This is a genomic window from Shinella sp. M31, assembly GCF_049199205.1.
Lineage (GTDB): Bacteria > Pseudomonadota > Alphaproteobacteria > Rhizobiales > Rhizobiaceae > Shinella.
On record NZ_JBLZPH010000022.1, the window covers coordinates 20256 to 42042 of the forward strand.

General features: G+C 65.1%; 19 protein-coding genes. 18 read left to right on the forward strand and 1 reads right to left on the reverse strand.

Annotated elements, in window-relative coordinates; all coding sequences use genetic code 11:
• The first annotated feature begins 3 nt into the window (after window positions 1-3).
• Window positions 4-768 carry an SDR family NAD(P)-dependent oxidoreductase gene (locus ACOZKU_RS03790; protein ID WP_421577729.1) on the forward strand — a complete coding sequence of 255 codons (765 nt, stop codon included), beginning with the start codon at window positions 4-6 and terminating at the stop codon, window positions 766-768.
• A 14-nt stretch (window positions 769-782) separates the two neighbouring features.
• On the opposite strand, the gene ACOZKU_RS03795 is transcribed toward ACOZKU_RS03790, so the two are convergent.
• Complete coding sequence (locus ACOZKU_RS03795; RefSeq protein WP_421577730.1) at window positions 783-1676, reverse strand: helix-turn-helix domain-containing protein; 894 nt, start codon at window positions 1674-1676, stop codon at window positions 783-785.
• A 191-nt stretch (window positions 1677-1867) separates the two neighbouring features.
• Here ACOZKU_RS03795 and ACOZKU_RS03800 point away from each other — a divergent pair, with 191 nt between their 5' ends.
• From ACOZKU_RS03800 to ACOZKU_RS03880, 17 genes are all read left to right on the forward strand, one after another.
• Window positions 1868-3304 carry an aldehyde dehydrogenase gene (locus ACOZKU_RS03800; RefSeq protein WP_421577796.1) on the forward strand — a complete coding sequence of 479 codons (1437 nt, stop codon included), beginning with the start codon at window positions 1868-1870 and terminating at the stop codon, window positions 3302-3304.
• 40 nt (window positions 3305-3344) lie between these two features.
• Window positions 3345-4640, forward strand: coding sequence for an ABC transporter substrate-binding protein (locus tag ACOZKU_RS03805; RefSeq protein WP_421577731.1), 1296 nt, complete (start codon window positions 3345-3347; stop codon window positions 4638-4640).
• Between the two features lie 5 nt (window positions 4641-4645).
• The gene (locus ACOZKU_RS03810; RefSeq protein WP_421577732.1) at window positions 4646-5386 is read left to right on the forward strand and encodes an ABC transporter ATP-binding protein; all 741 of its coding nucleotides are present in this window, start codon (window positions 4646-4648) and stop codon (window positions 5384-5386) included.
• The gene (locus tag ACOZKU_RS03815) at window positions 5383-6111 is read left to right on the forward strand and encodes an ABC transporter ATP-binding protein (RefSeq protein ID WP_421577733.1); all 729 of its coding nucleotides are present in this window, start codon (window positions 5383-5385) and stop codon (window positions 6109-6111) included. Before ACOZKU_RS03810 ends, ACOZKU_RS03815 begins: the two co-directional genes overlap by 4 nt.
• Window positions 6108-7004 carry a branched-chain amino acid ABC transporter permease gene (locus ACOZKU_RS03820; RefSeq protein WP_421577734.1) on the forward strand — a complete coding sequence of 299 codons (897 nt, stop codon included), beginning with the start codon at window positions 6108-6110 and terminating at the stop codon, window positions 7002-7004. The genes ACOZKU_RS03815 and ACOZKU_RS03820 overlap by 4 nt, the downstream gene beginning before the upstream one ends.
• A complete protein-coding gene (locus ACOZKU_RS03825; protein WP_421577735.1) occupies window positions 7001-8017 on the forward strand; it encodes a branched-chain amino acid ABC transporter permease in 1017 nt (338 codons plus the stop codon). The genes ACOZKU_RS03820 and ACOZKU_RS03825 overlap by 4 nt, the downstream gene beginning before the upstream one ends.
• Window positions 8018-8019: 2 nt before the next feature.
• The gene (locus ACOZKU_RS03830; protein WP_421577736.1) at window positions 8020-8805 is read left to right on the forward strand and encodes a coniferyl-alcohol dehydrogenase; all 786 of its coding nucleotides are present in this window, start codon (window positions 8020-8022) and stop codon (window positions 8803-8805) included.
• 9 nt (window positions 8806-8814) lie between these two features.
• A complete protein-coding gene (locus tag ACOZKU_RS03835; protein WP_421577737.1) occupies window positions 8815-10266 on the forward strand; it encodes an aldehyde dehydrogenase in 1452 nt (483 codons plus the stop codon).
• Between the two features lie 383 nt (window positions 10267-10649).
• Window positions 10650-12443, forward strand: a complete 1794-nt coding sequence (locus ACOZKU_RS03840; RefSeq protein ID WP_421577738.1) for an FUSC family protein — start codon at window positions 10650-10652, stop codon at window positions 12441-12443.
• A gap of 287 nt (window positions 12444-12730) precedes the next feature.
• The gene (locus tag ACOZKU_RS03845) at window positions 12731-13867 is read left to right on the forward strand and encodes a transporter substrate-binding protein (RefSeq protein ID WP_421577797.1); all 1137 of its coding nucleotides are present in this window, start codon (window positions 12731-12733) and stop codon (window positions 13865-13867) included.
• Window positions 13864-14460: an ANTAR domain-containing response regulator gene (locus tag ACOZKU_RS03850; RefSeq protein ID WP_421577739.1), complete on the forward strand. Its 597-nt coding sequence runs from the start codon at window positions 13864-13866 to the stop codon at window positions 14458-14460. Before ACOZKU_RS03845 ends, ACOZKU_RS03850 begins: the two co-directional genes overlap by 4 nt.
• Window positions 14448-15296: an ABC transporter permease gene (locus tag ACOZKU_RS03855; protein ID WP_421577740.1), complete on the forward strand. Its 849-nt coding sequence runs from the start codon at window positions 14448-14450 to the stop codon at window positions 15294-15296. The genes ACOZKU_RS03850 and ACOZKU_RS03855 overlap by 13 nt, the downstream gene beginning before the upstream one ends.
• Window positions 15296-16216 (forward strand): ABC transporter permease, encoded by a 921-nt coding sequence (locus ACOZKU_RS03860; protein ID WP_314086039.1) that lies wholly within the window; start codon window positions 15296-15298, stop codon window positions 16214-16216. The genes ACOZKU_RS03855 and ACOZKU_RS03860 overlap by 1 nt, the downstream gene beginning before the upstream one ends.
• 22 nt (window positions 16217-16238) lie before the next feature.
• Window positions 16239-17855 carry an ABC transporter substrate-binding protein gene (locus ACOZKU_RS03865; RefSeq protein WP_421577741.1) on the forward strand — a complete coding sequence of 539 codons (1617 nt, stop codon included), beginning with the start codon at window positions 16239-16241 and terminating at the stop codon, window positions 17853-17855.
• Between the two features lie 187 nt (window positions 17856-18042).
• Window positions 18043-18987 carry an acetamidase/formamidase family protein gene (locus ACOZKU_RS03870; protein WP_421577742.1) on the forward strand — a complete coding sequence of 315 codons (945 nt, stop codon included), beginning with the start codon at window positions 18043-18045 and terminating at the stop codon, window positions 18985-18987.
• On the forward strand, window positions 18984-20663 hold the full coding sequence (locus tag ACOZKU_RS03875; protein ID WP_421577743.1) for an ABC transporter ATP-binding protein: 1680 nt from the start codon (window positions 18984-18986) through the stop codon (window positions 20661-20663). The genes ACOZKU_RS03870 and ACOZKU_RS03875 overlap by 4 nt, the downstream gene beginning before the upstream one ends.
• A 190-nt stretch (window positions 20664-20853) precedes the next feature.
• Window positions 20854-21753: a helix-turn-helix domain-containing protein gene (locus ACOZKU_RS03880; protein ID WP_421577744.1), complete on the forward strand. Its 900-nt coding sequence runs from the start codon at window positions 20854-20856 to the stop codon at window positions 21751-21753.
• The last annotated feature ends 34 nt before the right edge of the window (window positions 21754-21787 follow it).

Here is a 21787-nt window from a genome sequence, read left to right on the forward strand (position 1 = left end):
CGCATGGCATCTTCCCTTTTCGATCCCGCGGCATTCTCGGGCAAGGTTGCCTTCGTTTCCGGCGCCGCCTCGGGTATCGGCGCTGCGACCGCCCGCAGGCTAGCCGATCTCGGTGCAAAGCTCGTTCTCGTGGATCGGGATAAGATACGGCTGGACGCCTTTGCCAAAACGCTCGCATCGGCGACCGTGCTGGCGGTCGAGGTCGACGTCACGGCGATTGCCAGTGTGGAAGAGGCGATCAGGCGGGGTGTCGATACGTTCGGCGGCCTCGATCTCGCCGTCAATTCCGCCGGCATCGACCTGCCGCGCTGCGAGACCGCGTCTTATCCGGCCGAGCAATGGGACAGGATCATTGCGGTCAACCTGACCGGCGTGTTCAACGCGGTGCGGCACCAGATTCCGGCCATGCTGGCGCGCGGCCGCGGATCCATCGTCAATGTCTCTTCCATCATGGGGTTTCGCGGCTTTGCCGGCCAGCCGGCCTATACCGCCGCCAAACATGGCGTCATCGGCTTCACGAAAGCGGCCGCCCTCGACCATTCAGCACAAGGCATTCGCATCAACGCCGTTGCGCCGGGTTTCATCGACACGCCGTTGCTCCGTCATCTGAGCGATGAAAAGCGCAACGCCGCAGCCGCACTACACCCGATGCAACGGGTTGGTCAGGCAGACGAGATCACCAATGTCATTCTCTTCCTGCTCTCGGATGCCGCTTCCTTCGTTACCGGCGCGTGCTTTGAAGCCGACGGCGGATATCTGGCGAAATGAAATGACATCCTGGTTCAGGGCCAGTCGTGATAATCCGAGGCGGTCGGGACCGGTACGCTGCTGGTTTTCTGGATTGCGATTGCCCGGTAGCGCGCCGGCGAAAGGCCGGTCTTGCGCTTGAAGAAATGGCTGAAATTGCCGGGGTCGCGGAAGCCGAGGCTGTAGGCGATCTCCTGTACGTCGCGGGCGGAACGCTCCAGCCGCTGCTTGGCCTCCTGCACGAGGCGGTCATGCACCAGCTCGATCGGCGAGCGGGACAGCGTGCGCTGGCAGATGGCGTGCAGGCGGTCCGTGGTGATGCCGAGTTCGGCGGCGTAGGCGGCGATGCTGCGATGGCGGCGGAAACCGATTTCGACCGCCTGGCGGAACCGCTGCAGGATGGAGCCGGTGCTCGCCAGGCGCTCTTCCTCCGCCGGCATGTGCTGAAGCCGCCAGAGGGTCATCAGGATCAGCCGCATATAGGCCGCAACGACCATGCGCGAGCCACGGCCCTCCGTCGCCAGCTCCGCCAGCGTTCCCTCGAACAGCGGCGTCATCTCGCGCAGGCTTGCGGACGTAAGGGCGTCGTTCACGGAAAAGCCGGCGGAAAATACCCGCAGTGCTGCGGATTCGGCATGGTCGCCGATCGCATCGCCGATGATTTCAGGCGAGGCGCCGACGAGATAGCCACGGCTGCCGGCCGCCACCGTGAGCACCTCTTCCTTGCTTGGCGGGAAAAAGGCGAAGGCCGGGCCGGTGATCGTCACCGGGCTTTCGCCGCGCGCAAGGTGAATGTTGCCACGCAAAAGCAGCAGCGCGTGATGGAACCAGCGTTGCGTCGGCTGTCCGATGCGCAGCACGCGGGACTGGATGGCGGGCTCGATCGCCTCGCCACGCGCGTCATGATGGATGCCGGGATCGATAACCATGCGCCTTATGGCCAGAAAACAACAATGAATGGCCAGAAAATCACATTCTCATTTTGGCGGCAAGGCGTAGCATTTTCTTCAAGAGCCTTTGGGAGGAGGCGGGAATGGCGGCTTCGAGCAATCTTCACAGGCGGTTGAGCCCGCAATCCGAGAGGCCTGAAAGCGCCTCGGCGCCGGCCCGCCGCGTGCCGATGCTGATCGGCGGCTGCGATGTCGAGGCCGCAAGCGGTGCGACCTTCGAGCGCCACAGTCCGGTTAGCGGCGATCTCGTTACGATCGCGACGGCCGCCAGCGCCGTGGACGCCTCCGCTGCTGCCGATGCCGCCGCCGCGGCTTTTCCCGAATGGTCGCAAACGAGCCCCGGATATCGCCGCACGCTGCTTGAACGGGCCGGGCGGCTGCTTCTCGCCCGCCAGGACGATTTCACCGCCTTGATGATGGCCGAGACCGGCGCGACGCGCGAATGGAGCGCCTTCAACGTCGCGCTTTCAGCGAAGATCTTTTCCGAAACCGCGGCCATGACGACGCAGATCGGCGGCCAGCTTATTCCGACCGATTATGTGGGCCGGACCTCGATGGCCTATCGGCAGCCGGCCGGTGTCTGCCTGGCCATCGCGCCGTGGAATGCGCCGGTCATCCTCGGCGTGCGCTCCATCGCCATGGCGCTCGCCTGCGGCAATACGGTGGTGTTGAAATCCTCCGAACTCTGCCCGGCCACCCATCGGCTGATCGGCGACGTGCTGACCGAGGCCGGCTTCCCGGCCGGCGTGCTCAACATCGTCTCGAACGCGCCGGCCGATGCCTCCGCGGTGGTCGAGGCGCTGATCGCCCATCCCGTCGTGCGCCGCATCAATTTCACCGGTTCGACCCGTGTCGGGCGCATCATCGCCCAGATTGCCGCAAAACATCTTAAGCGCTGCCTGCTGGAACTCGGCGGCAAGGCCGCTTTCATCGTGCTTGACGATGCCGATCTCGATCTCGCCGTCGGCGCGGCTGCCTTCGGCGCCTATTTCAACCAGGGCCAGATCTGCATGTCGACCGAGCGCATCATCGTCCTGGACGACGTTGCGGACGCCTTCGTCGAGAAGTTTCTCGCCAAGGCCAAAACCCTGCGTGCCGGCGATCCGGCGCGCGGCGACCTGCCGCTCGGGGCGCTGGTGACAGCGGAATCGGCGCGGCGCGTGCGCGGCCTGATCGACGACGCCGTCGCCAAGGGGGCGACCGTGCTTGCCGGCGGCGACAATCACGACGCCTTCATGGATGCCACTGTTATCGACTATGTCACGCGCACGATGCGCCTCTATCGCGAGGAAAGCTTCGGGCCGGTCGCGGCGATCATCCGCGTCGGCTCGGTCGAGGAGGCGATAACGGTCGCCAACGACTGCGAATACGGGCTTTCCGGTGCGGTGTTTGGCCGCGATGTCGGCCGGGCGCTCGATGTCGCGCGCCGCATCGAATCCGGTATCTGCCATATCAATGCGGCGACGGTCGGCGACGAGCCGCAGATCCCCTTCGGCGGCGTCAAGGCGAGTGGTTACGGCAAGTTCGGCGGTCCCGCCGCACTGGATGAGTTCACGGAATTGCGCTGGATCACGATATCCGGCGGCAAGGAGGAATACCCGATCTAGCCCAGGGCGGATCGGGACGACTTCACCAAGGGAGGATGGAATGACCAAAGGGAAGCCGAAAGGCTTGACCCGTCGCGCGCTGCTGGCCGCAACGGGCGCAACCACTGCTGCGATCGCGATGGGCATCAGGCCGGCTTTCGCGGCCGATACGCTGAAGGTGGGCTTCATCAGCCCGCGCACCGGCCCGCTTGCCGGCTTCGGCGAAACCGACGGTTATGTGCTGGAGGTGGTGCGCAAGGCGCTGGCCAACGGCATCGAAGTCGCCGGCAAGACCTATGCGGTCGAGATCCTCGACCAGGATACGCAGTCCGATCCCTCGCGTGCCGGCCAGCTTGCCAAGGACCTCATCAACAACCAGGCGATCGACCTGATGCTGGCGGTCTCCACGCCCGAGACGATCAATCCCGTCGCCGACGCCTGCGAGGCGGCCGGCATGCCGTGCCTGTCCACCGTCATGCCTTGGGAGGCCTGGTATTTCGGCCGCGGCGCCAAGCCGGGCGAGCCTTCGCCGTTTAAATGGACCTATCATTTCGGCTTCGGCGTCGGTGAGTTTCACAAGACCTATGTGTCGCAGTGGAAGCTGATCGAGACCAACCGCAAGGTCGGCGTCATGTATCCGAACGATGCCGACGGCAACGCGATCCGCGCCAATCTCGCGCCGCTGCTCGAGAAGGACGGTTACACCATCGTCGATCCCGGCGCCTATGAGACCGGCACCACGGATTTTTCGAGCCAGATCGCGCTGTTCAAGCAGGAAGGCGTCGAGATCGTCAACAGCTTCCCCATTCCGCCCGACTTCGCCACCTTCTGGCGGCAGGCGGCCCAGCAGGGTCTGCACCGGCAGGTCAAGATCATCCAGGTCGCCAAGACGGGCCTGTTCCCCTCGGGCGTCGAGGCGCTCGGCAATCTCGGCGTCAATCTCGCCAGCGCCGCCTATTGGCACAAGGCGTTTCCCTACAACTCCTCGGTTTCGGGCGTCAGCGGCCCGGAATTGGCCGACGGCTACGAGGCCGCGTCCGGCAAGCAGTGGACGCAGCAGCTCGGCGCGACCCTTTCGCTGTTCGATGCCGGTTTCGACGCGCTGAAACAGGCGGCTGATCCCAAGAGCAAGGAGGCCGTCGCCAAATCGCTGTCGATGCTGAACACCGTGACCATCGCCGGCAAGGTCGATTTCACCTCCGGCCCGGTGCCGAACGTCTCGCCCGGCCCGATTATCGGCACGCAATGGGTGAAGGCGCCGGAGGGTTCGAAATTCCCGCTCGATTATGTCGTGACGGAAAACGCCACCGATCCGAACGTGCCGGTGGGGGCGAAGCTCCTTGCCTATAACGGATGAGCGGCGTGACGGTGGAAAAGACAGACGCACGGTTTTCGGGGCGCGGCATCACCAAGCGGTTCGGCGCCCTTGCCGTGCTCGAGAATGTCGATTTCTCGATGGGCATGGGAGAGGCGGTGGGCATTGTCGGCCCGAACGGCGCCGGCAAGACGACGCTGCTCGCGACGCTTTCGGGCGCCTATCAGCCGAGTGCCGGTACGGTCGCCTTCGGCGGGCAGGACGTGACGCGGCTTTCCGCCGCGGCACGTTGCCGGCTCGGCCTGGTGCGCACGCACCAGGTTCCCAAACCGTTTTCCGGCATGACCACCTTCGAGAATGTCCATGTCGCTGCCGCGCACAGCGACGTGCGCAGCCGCGACGAGGCCTATGAGCGGGCGGTCGATTCGCTCACACTCTGCGGCATGCTCGGCGTCGCCAACCGGCGCGCCGAGACGCTGGGGCTTCTGGATCGCAAGCGGCTGGAACTGGCGCGGGCGCTGGCGACCGGCCCGAAAGTCATCCTGCTCGACGAGATCGGCGGTGGACTGACGGATTCCGAGGCGCAGGAACTGGTGACGACGATCCAGGAACTGCGGCGGCGCGGCATCGGCATCGTCTGGATCGAGCATATCGTGCATGTGCTGCTGCAGGTGGTGGAACGGCTGATCTGCATGGATGCCGGGCGCATCATCGCCGATGGCGAGCCGCAGGCCGTCATGGCCGATCCGGAGGTGGTGCGCGCCTATCTCGGAGGGAGCACGCAATGACGATGCTCTCGGTCGAAAACCTCACCGCGCGCCACGGCCTGCTCGAAGCGGTGCGCGGCCTCTCTTTCAGCATCGCCAAGGGCGAGATCCTGGCGCTGGTCGGCGCCAATGGTGCGGGCAAGACGACGCTTTTGCGCACGCTGGCCGGCGCCCATCCCGTCCACGGCGGCTCTATCACCATCGCCGGCGAGGACGTGACGCGGCTGGCCGCCCATCAGCGGGTGCGGCGCGGCATCGCGCTGGTGCCGGAAGGGCGAAAGATGTTCGCCGCGATGACGGTCGCCGAAAATCTCAAGCTCGGCGCGATGGCCGGCCGCAAGGGCGACTGGTCGGTCGAGCGCATCCTCGACGTCTTTCCCAATCTCAGGAAACGCATCGGCCACAAGACCGGGCACCTTTCCGGCGGCGAGCAGCAGGCGACGGCCATCGGCCGGGCGCTGATGAGCAATCCCGATATCCTGCTGCTCGACGAAGTCTCGCTCGGCCTTTCGCCGGCCATCGTCGAGCGCGTCTATGCTTCGCTGGACGGGTTGATGAGATCCGGCACCACCATCCTCCTCGTCGAGCAGGATCTGTCCCGCGCCATGGCCGTCGCCGACCGGGTCATCTGCCTGCTGGAAGGCAGGGCGGTGCTGGAAGGGCGCGCGAAAGAGCTGACGCGCGATCAGGTGACCGAGGCCTATTTCGGCCTCAACCGGAAGAAGAACGAAAGGGTGCCGGCATGACCAACCAGATCGTCCAGGGCATCCTACTCGGGGGCTATTACGCCCTGATCGCCTGCGGCCTGTCCTTCATGTTCTCCGTCATGCGCATCATCAATCTCGCGCATGGCAGCTTTGCGGTCTCAGCCGCCTATCTCATCTTCGTGCTGTCGGAGCGGGCGCATCTGCCGCTCTGGGCCTGCTTCTTCATCGCGGTTGCCGTGATGGCTGTGGCCGGCTGGCTGATCCAGCGGCTGATCCTCGACCGCAGCGCGCGGGGCGGGCAGTTGCTGCCGATCCTCTCCACCTTCGGCCTGTCGATGGTGATAGAGAATGCGCTGTTCGAGCAGTTCGGCGCCGATACCCGCTCGCTTGCCAATGCCATCGGCGATCTCTCCTGGGATAGTTTCGAGCTTCCCGGCGGGCTCTATGTCGGCAAGCTGCCGGTCTTGATCTTCCTCACCGCCGTGCTGCTGCTTGCCGGCCTGCAACTGATGCTGAGCCACACGAATATCGGCCGGGCGATCCGTGCCACGGCGGAGGATCCCGATACGGCCGGGCTGGTCGGCATCGACGCGCGGCGGGTCAATGCGGCGGCCGCGGCCATCACCCTCGTCACGGTGACCATCGCCGGCATGGCGCTCGGCATGCGTGCCACTTTCGAGCCCTATTCCGGCGCGCCGCAATTGCTTTTCGCCTTCGAGGCATCGGTGATCGGCGGCGCGGGTTCGCTCTGGGGCACACTGGCGGGCGGCATCGTGCTGGGTCTTGCCCAGACGTTTGGAGCCTCGCTGCATCCGCTCGGCTTCCTGATTGCCGGGCATGCCGTCTTCCTGATCATCCTGTTTGCGCGGTTGATCTTTCCGGAATTGGCGTCCATGCCCGCCCGCCTGATCCGCCGGGGAGGTGCCGCATGAGCGCTGTCGTTTCGTCCGCCAAGGTCCACCGCTGGACCCGCGCCTCCCGGCATGCGGTCACGGCATCGGTGGCCGTGCTTGTCGGCCTCGCCCTGCTGCCAGCCATCCTCGGCGCCGGCGCCATCGACCGGCTGACGGCCCTGTTCGTCTACGTCATCGTGGCGGCGATGTGGAATGCGCTCGCCGGTTACGGCGGGCTGGTCTCGGTGGGGCAGCAGGTGTTCTTCGGCCTCGGTGCCTATTTCACCGTGCGCCTTGCCGAAGCGGGCATCGATCCTTTCGTGGCGATGGCGCTCGCAAGCCTGCTCGTCGCCGCCGTCTCCTATCCGCTGTCGCGTGTCATGCTGCGGCTGAAGGGCGGCGAATTCGCCATCGGCATGTGGGTCGTCTCGGCGCTCACCCACCTCATGGTCAATCTCGACGGTCTTATTCAGGGCGAGACCGGCCGCTCGCTGATCTCGCTCAATGCCTATGCGGCGGATACCAGGCGCGACATTATCTACTGGATGGCGCTTGCCGCCATGGCCGGCCTGCTCGGCGGCTTGTTCGCGCTGCTGCGCAGCCGCACCGGCGCCGCGATCCAGGCGATCCGCGACAACGAGGAGGCTGCCGGTTCGCTCGGCATCGACGTCGCCAGGACCAAACGGCTGATCTTCGTGCTCGCCGCCTTCGGTATCGGCGTCGCCGGGGCGCTGTGGCTTGCCAGCGCCACCACCTTCCAGCCGAAGACCTATTTTTCGGTGCAGTGGACGGCCTACATGATCTTCATGGTGCTGGTCGGCGGCATCGGCCGGTTCGAGGGCGCGATCCTTGGCGCGGTGATCTTCTTCGCCATCGAGACCTGGTTCGGCGCGCTCGGCGTCTGGTATCTCATCGGCCTCGGCGCCGTCGCCCTCCTGTTCTCGCTCTTCCTGCCGCTCGGCCTGTGGGGCGCCATCGAAACCCGTTTCGGGGTCTCCCTCATGCCGGTCGGCTACCGGCTGGACATCCCGTCCCCCTCCAGAAAGGACTGACCATGCTCAACGGCAAGACCATCGTCATCACAGGCGTCTCCTCCGGCATCGGCGCCCGCACGGCCGAACTGGCGATCGCGCAGGGCGCCGACGTCATCGGCATCGACATGCGCGACCCGCCCGCCCGCCACGGTGCCTTCCTCAAGGGCGACATTTCCACGCCCGAGGGCATCGCAGCTATCGTCGAGCGCCTGCCACCGCGCATCGATGCGCTGCTGAACATCGCCGGCGTTTCCGGAACCGGCGGTGCGGCGCTTACGCTGGCGATCAATTTCTACGGCTTGCGGCTGCTCAGCGAGAATCTTGCAGGCCGCATCCGCGAAGGCGGTGCAGTCGTCAATGTCGCCTCCGTCGCCGGATACGGTTGGCGCGCCAATCTGGAGCGGGCGAAGAGGCTCGTCGCCGCGCCCGGATTTCCCGACATTTCCAGGGTTCTGGCCGATAACGGTGTGCCCGATGAGATCGGCTATCCGCTCTCCAAGGAACTGCTGATCCTCTGGACGCAGATGGCCGCGCATCAGCCGTTGTTCAAACGGCGCGGCATCCGCGTCAACGCCGTCAGCCCCGGCCCGGTGGAAACGCCGATCCTCACCCAGTTCCGCTCCGTGCTCGGCGACGCCAAGGTCGATTCCGACATTGACCGCACCGGCCGGGCGGGTACTGCATCCGACATCGCACCCGTCATCCTGTTTGCCGCCTCGGATGCGGCACGCTGGATCAATGGGGCAAATCTTGCCGCCGATGGCGGCCTCGAAGCGTCGATCAATGCCGACGTGCTTGGTTTCTAGGAGATTTTCATGACGACTGATATTCAGCAGATCATCGGCGGCAAATTCGTCGGCGCCGCGTCCGGCAAGACCTTCGAAAGGCTCGATCCGTTTACCGGGCAGGTGGCGACCCGCGCGCCCGCCTCGGGTCTCGACGACGTGGCGGCGGCCGTTGCTGCGGCCCACGCGGCCTTCCCGGCCTGGTCGAAGACCGGCCCCGGCGAGCGCCGCGCGCTTCTCAACAAGGCCGCGGACGTGCTTGCCGCCAAGGCCGGCGATTTTGCGGAACTGATGATCGCGGAGACCGGCGGCACGGCCCCCTGGGCCGGTTTCAACACCATGCTCGCCGCCAACATGCTGCGCGAGGCCGCCAGCATGACGACGCAGATCCAGGGCGAGATCATCCCCTCCGACAAGCCCGGCACGCTTTCCATGGGCATCCGGCAGGCGGCCGGCGTCTGCCTCGGCATCGCGCCGTGGAATGCGCCCGTCATCCTCGGCGTGCGCGCCATCGCCATGGCGCTGGCCTGCGGCAACACCGTCATTCTCAAGGCCTCCGAAGCCTGCCCGGGCATGCATGTCACCATCGGCAAGGGCTTCGTCGAGGCAGGCTTCCCCGAAGGGGTCGTCAACGTCATCAGCAATGCGCCCGAGGATGCCGCCGCCGTGGTCGAGGCATTGATTTCGGCGCCCGAGGTGCGGCGCGTGAACTTCACCGGCTCGACCAAGGTCGGCCGCATCATCGCGGAGCTTTCCGGCCGGCACCTGAAGCCGGCGCTGCTGGAACTCGGCGGCAAGGCGCCGATGATCGTGCTCGACGATGCCGACATCGATGCGGCGGTGAATGGCGCGATCTTCGGCGCCTTCGCCAATATGGGCCAGATCTGCATGTCGACCGAACGGCTGATCGTGCATGAAAAGGTAGCCGACGAATTCGTTGAAAAGCTCGCTGCCCGGGCCGCAAAGCTGCCGGCCGGCGATCCGCGCGGACATGTCGTTCTCGGCTCGCTCGTCAGCCCTGCGGCGGCGGAAAAAATGGATGGCCTCATCGCCGACGCCCGCGAGAAGGGTGCAAAGCTTGCCGCGGGCGGCGAGCGGAGGGGCAGTGTCGTCCAAGCCACGGTTCTCGACGGCGTGACGCCCGGCATGCGCCTCTATGACGAGGAGAGTTTCGGCCCGGTCAAGCCGGTGATCCGCGTGAAGGACGAGGACGAGGCGGTGGCGATCGCCAATGACACGGAATACGGCCTGTCAGCCTCCGTTTACAGCCGGGATATCAGGCGCGCGATGGACGTCGCCGCCCGCATCGAGAGCGGCATCTGCCACATCAACGGGCCGACGGTGCATGACGAGGCGCAGATGCCCTTCGGTGGCATAAAAGGCTCCGGCTACGGCCGCTTTGGCGGCAAGGCGGCGATCGCCGAATTTACGGATCTGCGCTGGATCACGATCGAGGATCCGCATCAGCACTACCCGTTCTGAAGCTTGCCCGGGAGGGCATTCGTCACTGGCGAATGCTCCTCTCCGGCGCAGTAGTGGAGCGGCAAAACATCAATATTTTAGTATATTGCTTGGTGTCGTCTATCGGGACGGCCAGTCGAATGGTTGTGGCCGGTGTCAATTTTTGGACTGGTGCGCTTAACATTCAGCGCCGAATTTCCGAGTGCTATCTGGGCAGGCCTCTAACGATTCAGTTCCGGGGAAATTCGGTTCAAATCTCTTTAGGCGCTTCGATTGCCAATCCATGCGACGCGAGTTAGCGTCGATCAGCCGAAGCGTCACGGACCACCATGCCTGAATCAACGAGGAAGCCCGATACTACGCTGCCGACGGGCCCGGCGTTCCGACTGAGGTCGCTGTTCGTCTTGAACAAGCCGGGGGGGCGCCGATGGCCTTTTGCGCTGCGTGCCGCCTTGGCGATGGGCGTGCCGGCGGCCATCGGCTGGCTGGCTGGCGACCTGCCGGCGGGTTTGATGGCAACGATCGGCGGCTTCACGGCTGTCTATGGCAATGACCGGCCGTTCCTGAACCGTGCCTTCCATCTTGGGGCGATTGCGATAGCCTTCGCGCTTGCGGTGATGATCGGTGTGGCGGCCGGCGGCACGGCCTGGCTGATCATTCCGGTGATTACATTGATCGCGGGTGCCGCCGCGTTCCTGTGCAGCGCGTTGAAGGTCTCGCCGCCCGGCGCTTATCTCTTCACGCTCGCGGTCGCTGCCGGTACGGCGATGGGCGCCGAGCATCTGGCATGGTGGCATGTGGGCACGCTGGTCTTTGCCGGCGGGGCCTTTGCCTGGTCGTTGCATATGGTGGGGGTGATCTTCGCGCCGCGGGGACCCGAAATCCTGGCGCTGAAAGCGGCGGCCCGCGCGGTCGGTGACTTTCTGAGCGCGGCGCAAACGGCGCGTGCCGATGCCGCCAGGCATCAGGCGGCTGTTGCCCTCCATATGGCCTGGACGGTGCTGGTCGGCCAGCAGCCGGTTCGACCTCGCCCGGATGGAACGCTGAGCCGGCTTCGCATGGAAGGCCGGGAACTGCATATGATCTTCGCGGAGGCGATCAATGCCGTGGCGGCCGGCGAACCGATCCCGGAGACGAAAATCGAGCGTGTGGCGGCAATCGCCGCGCAGGGAGCAACACCGCAGGACAGGACCGATCCGCATCATGTGCCCCTTGGGCGCGTCAGCGGCTGGCAGGCGCTGAAGGAAAGCGCGCGACCGGGCGCGCAGCCGTTCGAGATCGGCCTGCGCGTAGCGGTGGCCTCTGCGGTCAGCGGGTTCGTCGGCTGGATGACCAATATCGAGCATTCCTATTGGATCACGGCTGCGGCCGTGCTGATGCTCTATCAGGGGCTCGACCGGGCAACGATGCTGCAGCGGGCGGTCCAGCGGGTCGGCGGTACCTTGATCGGCACGGCACTGGCGGGCGCCGTGTTGTATCTGCACCCCGAGGGGCTCTGGTTCGCCGCCACCATCGCCATGTTGCAATTCATCATCGAAATGCTGGTTCTCAGGAACTATGGACTGGCTGTGGTCTTCATCACGGCGATTGCGCTCACGATCGCCTCCGGCGGTCATCCGGTGGCGGATATCTCCCACCAGGTCTGGATCCGCGCGCTGGATACGATCCTCGGATGTGCGATCGGCATCGTGGTGTTCGTGCTCCTGGCGAAGCGTGGCGCGACGCGGGCGATTTCGCAGGAGCTGTTGCGCACCTGGGGCGCAATCGATCTGGTCTCCCAATATCTGGCGTCCGGCGACGCCGACACGGTGGGCGTGCGCAATGCGCGGCGAAATCTACAGCATCACACGATCCTGTTGTTGCAGAGCTTTGACACCGCCGTCGGCAGCAGTGCCAAGAGCCGGACTGCGGCCGAGCCGCTCTGGCCCGCCGTGGTTGCCACCCAGCGGCTTGCCTATCGCCTGCTCGCGGCCGCGTGGCAGATCGAAGCGGCGTCTGCCACGGGCGGGAATACCGCTTTAGCGGAAGAGCTCTTCGGCAAGGACGGTTCGACGCGGCTGCATGCCTCGCTTGCCGCTATCGTCAGGGCCTTTCATCAGGGTGTTTCCCCACCGCCCGCACCGGATGTCCCGCCATTTCTCGACGCGGAAATCCGGCTGCTCGGTAATTCGATCGTCGCCGAAGGCCATCTGGACTGAGCGGTGGGATACTGTCGTTTTCCCGCCGGGCACCATGATTTGACCGTCCGCCGGGGCCTCCTGGTTTTTGAGATAGCATTGGCGAGAATGGCTTAGGCCAGCCGTTCCATCTCAAGCCTGTCGGCCGGGTCCTTGACAAAGACCGACCGAGCGTATTTCAATCCTCTCCAATATGCGGGACGCGTTCTCGCGACATCTCACATGACTTCGTTTGTCGAAGGGCAATAGCGCCCACAGCGGCCCGGTTTCCGGGGCTTCCCGCTGTGGGCTTTTCGTTTTGGTGGCTGGTGCAGGAAAGCGTGAAGATCGGCATCCTCTATTCGACCTCCGGCCCTTATGGGGCGATGGGGCGGGATGCGCATGCCGGCGCGGAATTCGCCTTTCACGATTATCGCGCCCGCGGCGGATCCGAGATCGAGCCGGTCTTCTTCGATCCGCGCGCCGATCTCTCGGCCTATCTGGAGGGCGCGCGCAGCCTCATCCGGGACCACGGCTGCCGTCATATCATCGGTACGATTACCTCTTCGGCGCGCAAGGAAGTCATTCCCCTCGTCGAGAAGCACGATGGCCTGCTGTGGTACATGTGTCCCTATGAGGGTTTCGAGGCGAACGAGAACGTCATCTATATCGGCGGCTGCCCCAACCAACACCTGATCCCGCTCTTCGATTACCTCCTGCCGCGCCACGGCGCACGGCCCTATCTGGTCGGCGCGAACTATGTCTGGGGCTGGGAAATGAACCGGCTGGCGCGCGAGCTGATCCACAATGCCGGCGGCACGGTGCTTGGCGAGCGCTATCTGCCGCTGGAGGAAACCGCCGTCGCGCGCATCGTCGCCGATATCGCCGAGAAGCGGCCGAGCTTCGTGCTGAACAATCTCGTGGGGCCGTCGAGCTATGCGTTTCTCGCCGCGATGCGCGAGCTCGGCGAGCGCGACCCGGCCTTCCTGCCGGAAAACTGCCCGGTTGCCAGCTGCGATCTTCAGGAATGCGAACTTGGCGACATCAGGGACGGTGCCGCCCTCGGCCAGCTCTGCGCCGCCTCCTATTTCGATACGCTCGACACGCCCGATAACAAGGCTTTCAAAGCGCGGTTGACCGCCTGGAGCGGCGGCGAGCGCATCGTCTCCAGCCTTTTTGCCAGCGCCTATACGGCCGTCAGCCTCTGCATCGCAGCCATCGAGGCCGCCGGCTCCGATGCGCCGGAGCGCGTGCGCAGCGAAGTTCTCGCCCGCGACTGGCCGTCGTTGTTCGGCGCCATGCGGGTGGATGCGGCGACCAATCATGCCGCGCTGCCCTTCCTGCTCGGCCGCATCAACGAGCGGCGCGTTTTCGACGTCATCGCCTCCGCCCCGGCCCTTGCCGCTGATCCCTATCTGACGGGCGCGTCGACCAAGCCGGCACCGCGCCTGAGGGTCGTGTCATGACGACGAGGACCCCGAATTTCACCGGCTGGCGCGCCGTCATCCTCAGCGAGGAAGATGGCAATACGGGTCGCCTGCGCCGCCAGCTCGGCCTGCTCGGCATAGCCGTATCCATCCAGTGGACGCCGCTGGCGGCGGCCGACCTGCCGGATCTGGTGCTGATCGATGCCGATCGCGGCTGGGACGAACTTCTGCCCTTTTCCGATGCCGCGCCGGCCTGCCCCGTTGTGGCGCTGCTCGGTTCGGAAGCGCCGGGCCGCATCTCCTTTGCGCTGCGCCATGGTGCCGGTGCGATGATCCCAAAGCCGGTCGCGGCCTCCGCCGTCTATCCGGCGCTGGTGCTGGCCGTCTCCATCCATGCCGAGCGCATGGAAGCGCGCCGCCGCATCGACCATCTCGAAGAACGGCTGAAGCTCAGGCCCATCGTCTTCGCCGCCATCGTCCGCCTCAAGGCCGAGCGGCACATCGATGACGAGAAGGCCTATGCCATCCTGCGTGACTGCGCCATGCGCCGCCGCATGCCCATCGAACAGCTCGCCGCCTTCTTCCTGGGCGGTTCCGAAACCCTGCGCGAGGTCGGTCGATGCGGGTCCTGAAGGAATTGTGCCGCCAGCCCGCCGCGGTTTTCGGTCTCGTCATCGTTCTCGCCGTCGTCTTCGCGGCCATCGCCGCACCGTGGCTTGCGCCTTATGAACCCGACAACCAGATGTTCGACGGCCTGACGCTGGAGGGCGCGCCGATGCCGCCCGGCGAACAGTTCGCGCTTGGCACGGATACGCTCGGCCGCGACCTGCTTTCGCGCCTGCTTTATGGCGCACGCACCTCGCTGATCATCGGCCTCGTCGCAAACGGCATCGCGGTCGCCATCGGTCTCTTCGTCGGCGTGACCGCCGGCTACATGCGCGGCTGGGTCGGCGGACTTCTGATGCGCTTCACCGACCTGATGATGGCCTTTCCGGCCCTGCTGCTCGCCATCGTACTGGCCGCCATCCTCAAACCCAGCCTGTGGATCGTCGCCATGGTCATCGCGCTGGTCAACTGGGTGCAGGTGGCGCGCATCGTCTATACGGAGACGCGCGGGCTGGTGGAGCGCGATTTCATCATGGCCGAACGGGCGCTCGGCGCCGGCAATGCCCGCATCGTGCTGCTGCACGTCCTGCCGCATCTCGTGCCGACCGCCATCGTCTGGGGCACGCTCGGCATCGCGACGACGGTGCTGCTCGAAGCGACGCTCTCCTTCCTCGGCATCGGCGTGCAGCCGCCGCAACCCTCCTGGGGCAACATCATCTTCGAGAGCCAAAGCTATTTCCAGGCCGCACCCTGGCTCGTCTTCTTCCCCGGCGCGGTCATCCTCTTGACGGCGCTCGCCTTCAACTTGGTGGGTGATGCGCTGCGCGACATCCTCGATCCGACGCAGCGGGGCCGCGGCTGATGGTAACGCTGCTGGCAAAACGCCTCGTGCAATCCTGTCTGATCTTGCTCGGTGTGGCCGCCATCACCTTCGTGCTGCTCTATGCGCTGCCGGCCGATCCGGCGCGCATGCTGGCCGGCCGCAGCGCGACGGCCCAGACGGTCGAGAACATTCGCCGCGAACTCGGCCTCGACCAGCCGCTGCTCAGCCAGTTCCTGCACTATCTCGGCAATCTCGTTCAGGGCGATCTCGGCCGCTCCTATGCCCAGAAGACCGAGGTGGCGACGCTGATCGCCGCTCGTCTGCCGGCCACATTGACGCTGATGGCCGCCGGCATCTTCGTCGAGGTGCTGCTCGGCCTCACCTTCGGCATCGTCGCCGCGCTGAACCGCGGCGGCGCGATCGATCGCATCGTCATGGCGTCTGCCTTCGTCGGCGTCTCCGCCCCGCAATTCGTTGTGGCGCTGCTGTTGCTCTATGTCTTTGCCGCCACGCTCGGCTGGTTCCCGATGAGCGGCTACGGCACGGCCGCCCATGTCGTGCTGCCGGCCATGACGCTCGGCATTCTCGGCGCCGGCTGGTATGCGCGCATGGCGCGCTCGGCGATGATCGATGTGCTGAACCAGGACTTCATCCGCACCGCCCGCGCCAAGGGGCTTTCCGGCCGCCGCGTCGTGCTGCGCCATGCGCTGCCCAATGCCATCCTGCCTATCGTCGCGATGATCGGCATCGATATCGGCCAGTTCATGGGTGGCGTCGTGGTGGTCGAGGCTGTTTATGGCTGGCCGGGCATCGGCCAGCTCGCCTGGCAAGCGATCCAGCAGGTCGACATTCCCATCATCATGGGCGTCACGCTCACCTCCGCCTTCGCCATCATCGTCGGCAATCTCGTCGCCGATCTGATCGCGCCGATGATCGATCCACGCATCCGTTCGCATTGAAACCAAAAGGGGAACTTTAAAAATGTTCAATCGCTGGATTTTGACCACCTCGACGGCGGCCGTACTCGCCTTTTCTCCGCTGCTGGCCCATGCCGAAACGCCCGCCCAGGGCGGCGAGATCGTCGTGACCTATAAGGATGACATCACCACGCTGGACCCGCATATCGGTTACGACTGGGTCAACTGGTCGATGATCAAGAGCCTGTTCTCGCGCCTGATGGATTACGAGCCGGGCACCGCCAATCTCGTGCCCTCGCTCGCCGAAAGTTTCGAGGTCGCACCCGATGGCCTCACCTATACGTTCAAGCTGCGCAAGGGCGTGAAGTTCACCAATGGCCGCGAGATCGTCGCCGGCGACGTGAAATACTCCATCGAGCGCGCCGTCAACCCGAAGACGCAGGGCCCCGGCGCCGGCTTCTTCGGCGCCATCAAGGGCTTTGACGAGCTGACAGGCGGCAAGTCGGAACTGCTCTCGGGCATAGAGACGCCCGACGATCAGACCGTCGTCTTCCACCTCTCGCGGCCGGATGCGACCTTCCTGCATGTCATGGCGATCAACTTCGCCTCGGTGGTGCCGAAGGAGGCTGTCGAAGCCGCCGCGGGTGATTTCGGCAAGAAGCCGGTCGGTTCCGGCTCGCTCGTCCTCAAGGATTGGACGATCGGCCAGAAGCTCGTCTTCGAACGCAATCCCGACTACTTCGTCAAGGACGTGCCGCATGTCGACAAGGTGACGGTCGAGGTTGGCCAGGAACCGCTGGTCGCGTTGCTGCGCCTGCAGAAAGGCGAAGTGGACATAGCCGGTGACGGCATTCCGCCGGCAAAGTTCCTGGAGATCAAGAACTCGCCCGATGGTGCGGCGATGATCGTCGATGGCGAGCAGCTGCACACCGGCTACATCACGCTCAACACCAAGGTAAAACCCTTCGACGACGTGAAGGTGCGCCAGGCCGTCAACATGGCGATCAACAAGGAGCGCATCACGCGCATCCTGAACGGCCGCGCGACCGCCGCAAACCAGATCCTGCCGCCGCTGATGCCGGGCTATGACAAGGCCTTCACCGGCTATGCCTATGACGTGGAGAAGGCGAAGGCCCTGCTCGCCGAAGCCGGCCACCCGGATGGTTTCGAGACGGTGCTTTATTCCACCAACACCGATCCGCAGCCGCGCATCGCCCAGGCGATCCAGCAGGATCTCGCCGCCATCGGCATCAAGGCCGAAGTCCGCGCGCTGGCGCAGGGCAACGTGATCGCCGCCGGCGGCACGGAAGGCGAGGCGCCGATGATCTGGTCGGGCGGCATGGGCTGGATCGCCGACTTCCCGGATCCGTCCAACTTCTACGGCCCGATCCTTGGCTGCTCGGGTGCCGTCGCGGGTGGCTGGAACTGGCCGTGGTACTGCAACGAGGCGATCGACAAGCGCGCCGGCGAGGCCGACGCCATGTCCGATCCGGCCAAGGCCGCGGAGCGCCAGGCGGCCTGGGGCAAGATCTTCACCGACGTCATGGCGGATGCGCCTTGGGTGCCCGTCATCAACGAGCGCCGTGTCGTCGCAAAGTCCCTGCGCATGGGTGGGCCGGACAATATCTACATCGATCCGACGCGCGTCATCAACTACGACGCGATCTTCGTGAAGCCGTAAACCTCCAGCCCGCGTCTTCCCCCTCATCCGCCTGCCGGCACCTTCTCACCGGCGGGGAGAAGGGGAAGATCGCAAACGTCGCATTACCCCTTCTCCCCGGCGGGGAGAAGGTGGCCCACAGGGCCGGATGAGGGGGTGCCCCCGGCATTCGGCGAAAGAACCGCAAGCAAATGACCGGGAGGCTTTCATGTGCGTCGCCTGCACCCATACCATTCACCGCGCGCAGCATAATTTCGGCTGGAACCGCGATTTTCCGCCGGCACTGACGGCCAAGCCCGGCGAGACCATCCTTTTCGAATGCCTCGATTCCTCCGGAGGTCAGCTCGGCAAGCATGCGACGCTTGAGACGCTCGCCGCGCTCGATTTCGGCAAGGTGAACCCGGTTTCCGGCCCAGTCTATGTCGAGGGTGCGGAGCCCGGCGATGCGCTGAAGGTGACCATCCGCAAGTTCCATCCCTCCGGCCACGGCTGGACGGCCAATATTCCGGGCTTCGGCCTGCTCGCCGACCAGTTCAAGGACCCGGCGCTGCACATCTGGTCCTACGACACGGCCTCCATGGCGCCCTCGGCCTTCGGGCCTGGCGGCCGCGTGCCGCTGAAACCGTTTACCGGCACGATCGGCGTCGCACCGGCCGAAGCCGGCCTGCATTCCGTCGTGCCGCCGCGCCGCGTCGGTGGCAATATGGACATCCGCGACCTGACGGCCGGCGTGACGCTCTATCTGCCGGTCGAGGTGGAGGGCGCGTTGTTCTCCGTCGGCGATACCCACGCCGCGCAGGGCGACGGCGAGGTCTGCGGCACGGCGATCGAGAGCCAGATGAATGTCGAACTGACCCTCGACCTCGTGAAGGGCGCCAATCTCCAGACGCCGCGCTTCACCACGACCGAGCCGGTGACGCGCCATCTCGACGGCGCCGGCTACGAGGTGACGACCGGCATCGGCTCGGACCTGATGACGGGCGCGCGCGAGGCGGTGATGCGCATGATCGACCTGCTCGTCGCCGAACGCGGCTACAGCCCCGTCGATGCCTATATGCTCTGCTCGGTCTGCGGCGATCTCCGGATCAGCGAGATCGTCGACATGCCGAATTGGGTCGTCTCCTTCTACTTCCCGAGGATCGTCTTCGCGTGACTTCCAGCAATGCCGCCCCGGTTCTCTCCGTCCGCAACCTCTCCGTCGATGCGCGCACGCCCGAAGGGCTGAAGCGCATTCTCGATGGGGTGAGCTTCGATCTCGCCGCCGGCGAGACGCTCTGCCTTGCGGGGGAATCGGGGTCGGGCAAATCCGTGACCTCGCTGGCGATCATGGGGCTGCTGCCGAAGGCGTCGCTGAAGGTCTCTTCGGGTGAAATCCGGCTGGAAGACCGCAATATCATCGGTATCCCGCATCGGGCGCTCAGAAAAATCCGCGGTGGCGAGATCGCAATGATCTTTCAGGAGCCGATGACCTCACTGAACCCGGTCATGACCATTGGCGACCAGATGGTGGAGGCGATCCGCGAGCACCGCGAGGATATTTCCGAGGGCGCGGAAACGATCGCACGATCCATGCTCGACGCGGTGCATATGAGCGAGCCGGCGCGCCGGCTGAAGCAATTTCCGCACGAGCTTTCGGGCGGCATGCGCCAGCGCGTGATGATCGCCATGGCGCTCTCCTGCCGCCCCAAGGTGCTGATTGCCGACGAGCCGACGACCGCCCTCGACGTGACTGTGCAGGCGCAGATCCTGACGCTGATGCGGGAGCTACGCCGCGAATTCTCCACCTCCATTCTGATGATCACCCACGATATGGGCGTGGTCGCGGAAATGGCCGACCGGGTGGCGATCATGCAGCAGGGCAAGATCGTCGAGCAGGGCGATGCGCTCGATATTTTTGCGCGCCCGACAGAGCCTTATACGCGCCAGTTGTTGGCCGCCGTGCCGCGACTTGGCGCCCATGCCGGCACCGATGCGCCGCCGCGCCTGACGAAGGCGGCCGCACCAGCCGCCGAAAAGCCGGTGCTGGTGGTGAAAGATCTCAGCGTCACCTATGGCGCGCGATCCGGCTGGTTCAACCGGTCGCCCAAAGCGCCGGCAACGGTCAGCGGCATTTCCTTTTCCATCAAGGCGGGCGAGACGCTCGGCCTCGTCGGCGAAAGCGGCTCGGGCAAATCGACTACCGGCAAGGCCGTGCTGAACCTCATTCCCTTCGAAGGCAGTGTCGAGATCGACGGGCGCGAAACGGCCGGGCTGAAACCGGCGGCCATGCGCCCCGTGCGTCGTGTCGCGCAGATGATCTTCCAGGATCCCTATGCCTCGCTCGACCCGCGCATGACGGTGGGCGCGGCAATTGCCGAGCCGCTGGTCATCCACGATGTTGGCAATGCATCGGAACGGCAGGACCGGGTGGCGGCGCTGCTGACGCGCGTCGGCATGCCCAGGGATGCCGGCAGCCGCTACCCGCATGAATTTTCCGGGGGCCAGCGGCAGCGCATCTGCATCGCCCGCGCGCTTGCCCTGGAGCCGAAGCTGATCGTCGCCGACGAGAGTGTGGCCGCGCTCGACGTTTCCGTGCGCGCCCGCGTGCTCGACCTGATGCTGGAATTGCAGGAGCAGATGGGTCTTGCCTATCTCTTCATCTCGCATGACATGGCGGTCATCGAGAAGATGTCGCACCACGTCGCCGTCATGCGCAGCGGGCGCATCGTCGAGATGGACACGCGCCGGCAGGTGTTCGAGAACCCGGCCGATGACTACACCCGCAACCTGATGGCTGCCGTACCGATCCCAGATCCGACACTCTATCGTGACGGGTTGCGCGTGATGTGATCGGGTTCGCGCGGAGGCTGTCCCGCGCGTTCGGTCCCGGTGAAACCGCATCGGGGGCGTGTTGCTATTCGGCATAAAATATGATTAATCAGTTCAACTTATAGGTACTCATATGCCCGCCCGGCTCGCGGGATTGCAAATTGCGGCCGGTGGCAAGTCCCCAGATTTGCAATGGAAGAAGTGATCGAAGATGGGCTTTTGGCATTCCATGTCCTGGAAAACCGAAGGCATTCGGGTCACGTCGCCGGTCCAGTGGCGGCAGTATGACGGACTGGTCAGCGTTCTCTGGGAGGCGGAGAGCCAAGCGGGTGCCAGCGGCTATTATCTCGCCGACGACCCGCGTATCATGTTCTTCTTCAATGATGTCTCACCGCATGTCCGCATCTCGAACGAGAACGACGATTTTTCGCGCAATTCCCGTCCTATGGCGCGTGCCGTTTATGTTCCGGCCGGCGTGCCGTTGTGGACCGGCAGCCGCAAGACGCACAGTTTCAGCCATCTCAACCTGCATCTCCACCGCGACAGGGTGCTGCGTTACCTGACACCATCCGTTGGCACGTCCGCGGCACAGACGGCATTGCGCCGCCCGGTCGAATTGCAGGATGTCGCCGCGATCGATGCTCTTGCCAGGCTTTTGGCGGACGAGATCAAAAGCCCCTCCCGGCATGCGGTCTATGCGGAAAGCCTGATCGGCGGCATCGTCGCGGGGCTTCTGGATATTCCCGCTGAAAGCGAAGAGCGGGGCAGCGGCCGGCTGACACAGGGGCAGATGAACAAGCTTCTTTCCCATGTGGAGGAGCTTGGGGACTATCGCATGTCCGTCGCCGACATGGCGGCGGTCGTCGGCCTGTCCGAAAGCTGGTTTGCGAATGTCTTCAAGCAGACGACGGGGCATACGCCCCTGCAATGGCAGCTTGGCAAACGGGTCGAACGCTCGAAGCAATTGCTTCGTGAAAGCGAGCTTCCCGTTGCCAGCATCGCCGCGCAGCTCGGTTTTTCCGATCAGGCGCATCTGACGAAGGTTTTCCGCCAGATCGTCGGTGAAACGCCCGCAGCCTGGCGGCGGATGCAGCAGCTGCGGCGTCCGTAACGTCCCGCCCGTCGAAGCACGGGCGGAACATGTC

Excerpts from the sequence above, each read along its gene's own strand:
- ACOZKU_RS03860 (WP_314086039.1), top strand. The coding sequence starts at position 15,296 with ATGGTAACGCTGCTGGCAAAACGCCTCGTGCAATCCTGTCTGATCTTG.
- ACOZKU_RS03795 (WP_421577730.1), bottom strand. The coding sequence starts at position 1,676 with ATGGTTATCGATCCCGGCATCCATCATGACGCGCGTGGCGAGGCGATC.
- ACOZKU_RS03870 (WP_421577742.1), top strand. The coding sequence starts at position 18,043 with ATGTGCGTCGCCTGCACCCATACCATTCACCGCGCGCAGCATAATTTC.
- ACOZKU_RS03805 (WP_421577731.1), top strand. The coding sequence starts at position 3,345 with ATGACCAAAGGGAAGCCGAAAGGCTTGACCCGTCGCGCGCTGCTGGCC.
- ACOZKU_RS03790 (WP_421577729.1), top strand. The coding sequence starts at position 4 with ATGGCATCTTCCCTTTTCGATCCCGCGGCATTCTCGGGCAAGGTTGCC.
- ACOZKU_RS03865 (WP_421577741.1), top strand. The coding sequence starts at position 16,239 with ATGTTCAATCGCTGGATTTTGACCACCTCGACGGCGGCCGTACTCGCC.
- ACOZKU_RS03815 (WP_421577733.1), top strand. The coding sequence starts at position 5,383 with ATGACGATGCTCTCGGTCGAAAACCTCACCGCGCGCCACGGCCTGCTC.
- ACOZKU_RS03855 (WP_421577740.1), top strand. The coding sequence starts at position 14,448 with ATGCGGGTCCTGAAGGAATTGTGCCGCCAGCCCGCCGCGGTTTTCGGT.
- ACOZKU_RS03800 (WP_421577796.1), top strand. The coding sequence starts at position 1,868 with ATGCTGATCGGCGGCTGCGATGTCGAGGCCGCAAGCGGTGCGACCTTC.
- ACOZKU_RS03880 (WP_421577744.1), top strand. The coding sequence starts at position 20,854 with ATGGGCTTTTGGCATTCCATGTCCTGGAAAACCGAAGGCATTCGGGTC.
- ACOZKU_RS03850 (WP_421577739.1), top strand. The coding sequence starts at position 13,864 with ATGACGACGAGGACCCCGAATTTCACCGGCTGGCGCGCCGTCATCCTC.
- ACOZKU_RS03820 (WP_421577734.1), top strand. The coding sequence starts at position 6,108 with ATGACCAACCAGATCGTCCAGGGCATCCTACTCGGGGGCTATTACGCC.
- ACOZKU_RS03835 (WP_421577737.1), top strand. The coding sequence starts at position 8,815 with ATGACGACTGATATTCAGCAGATCATCGGCGGCAAATTCGTCGGCGCC.
- ACOZKU_RS03830 (WP_421577736.1), top strand. The coding sequence starts at position 8,020 with ATGCTCAACGGCAAGACCATCGTCATCACAGGCGTCTCCTCCGGCATC.
- ACOZKU_RS03825 (WP_421577735.1), top strand. The coding sequence starts at position 7,001 with ATGAGCGCTGTCGTTTCGTCCGCCAAGGTCCACCGCTGGACCCGCGCC.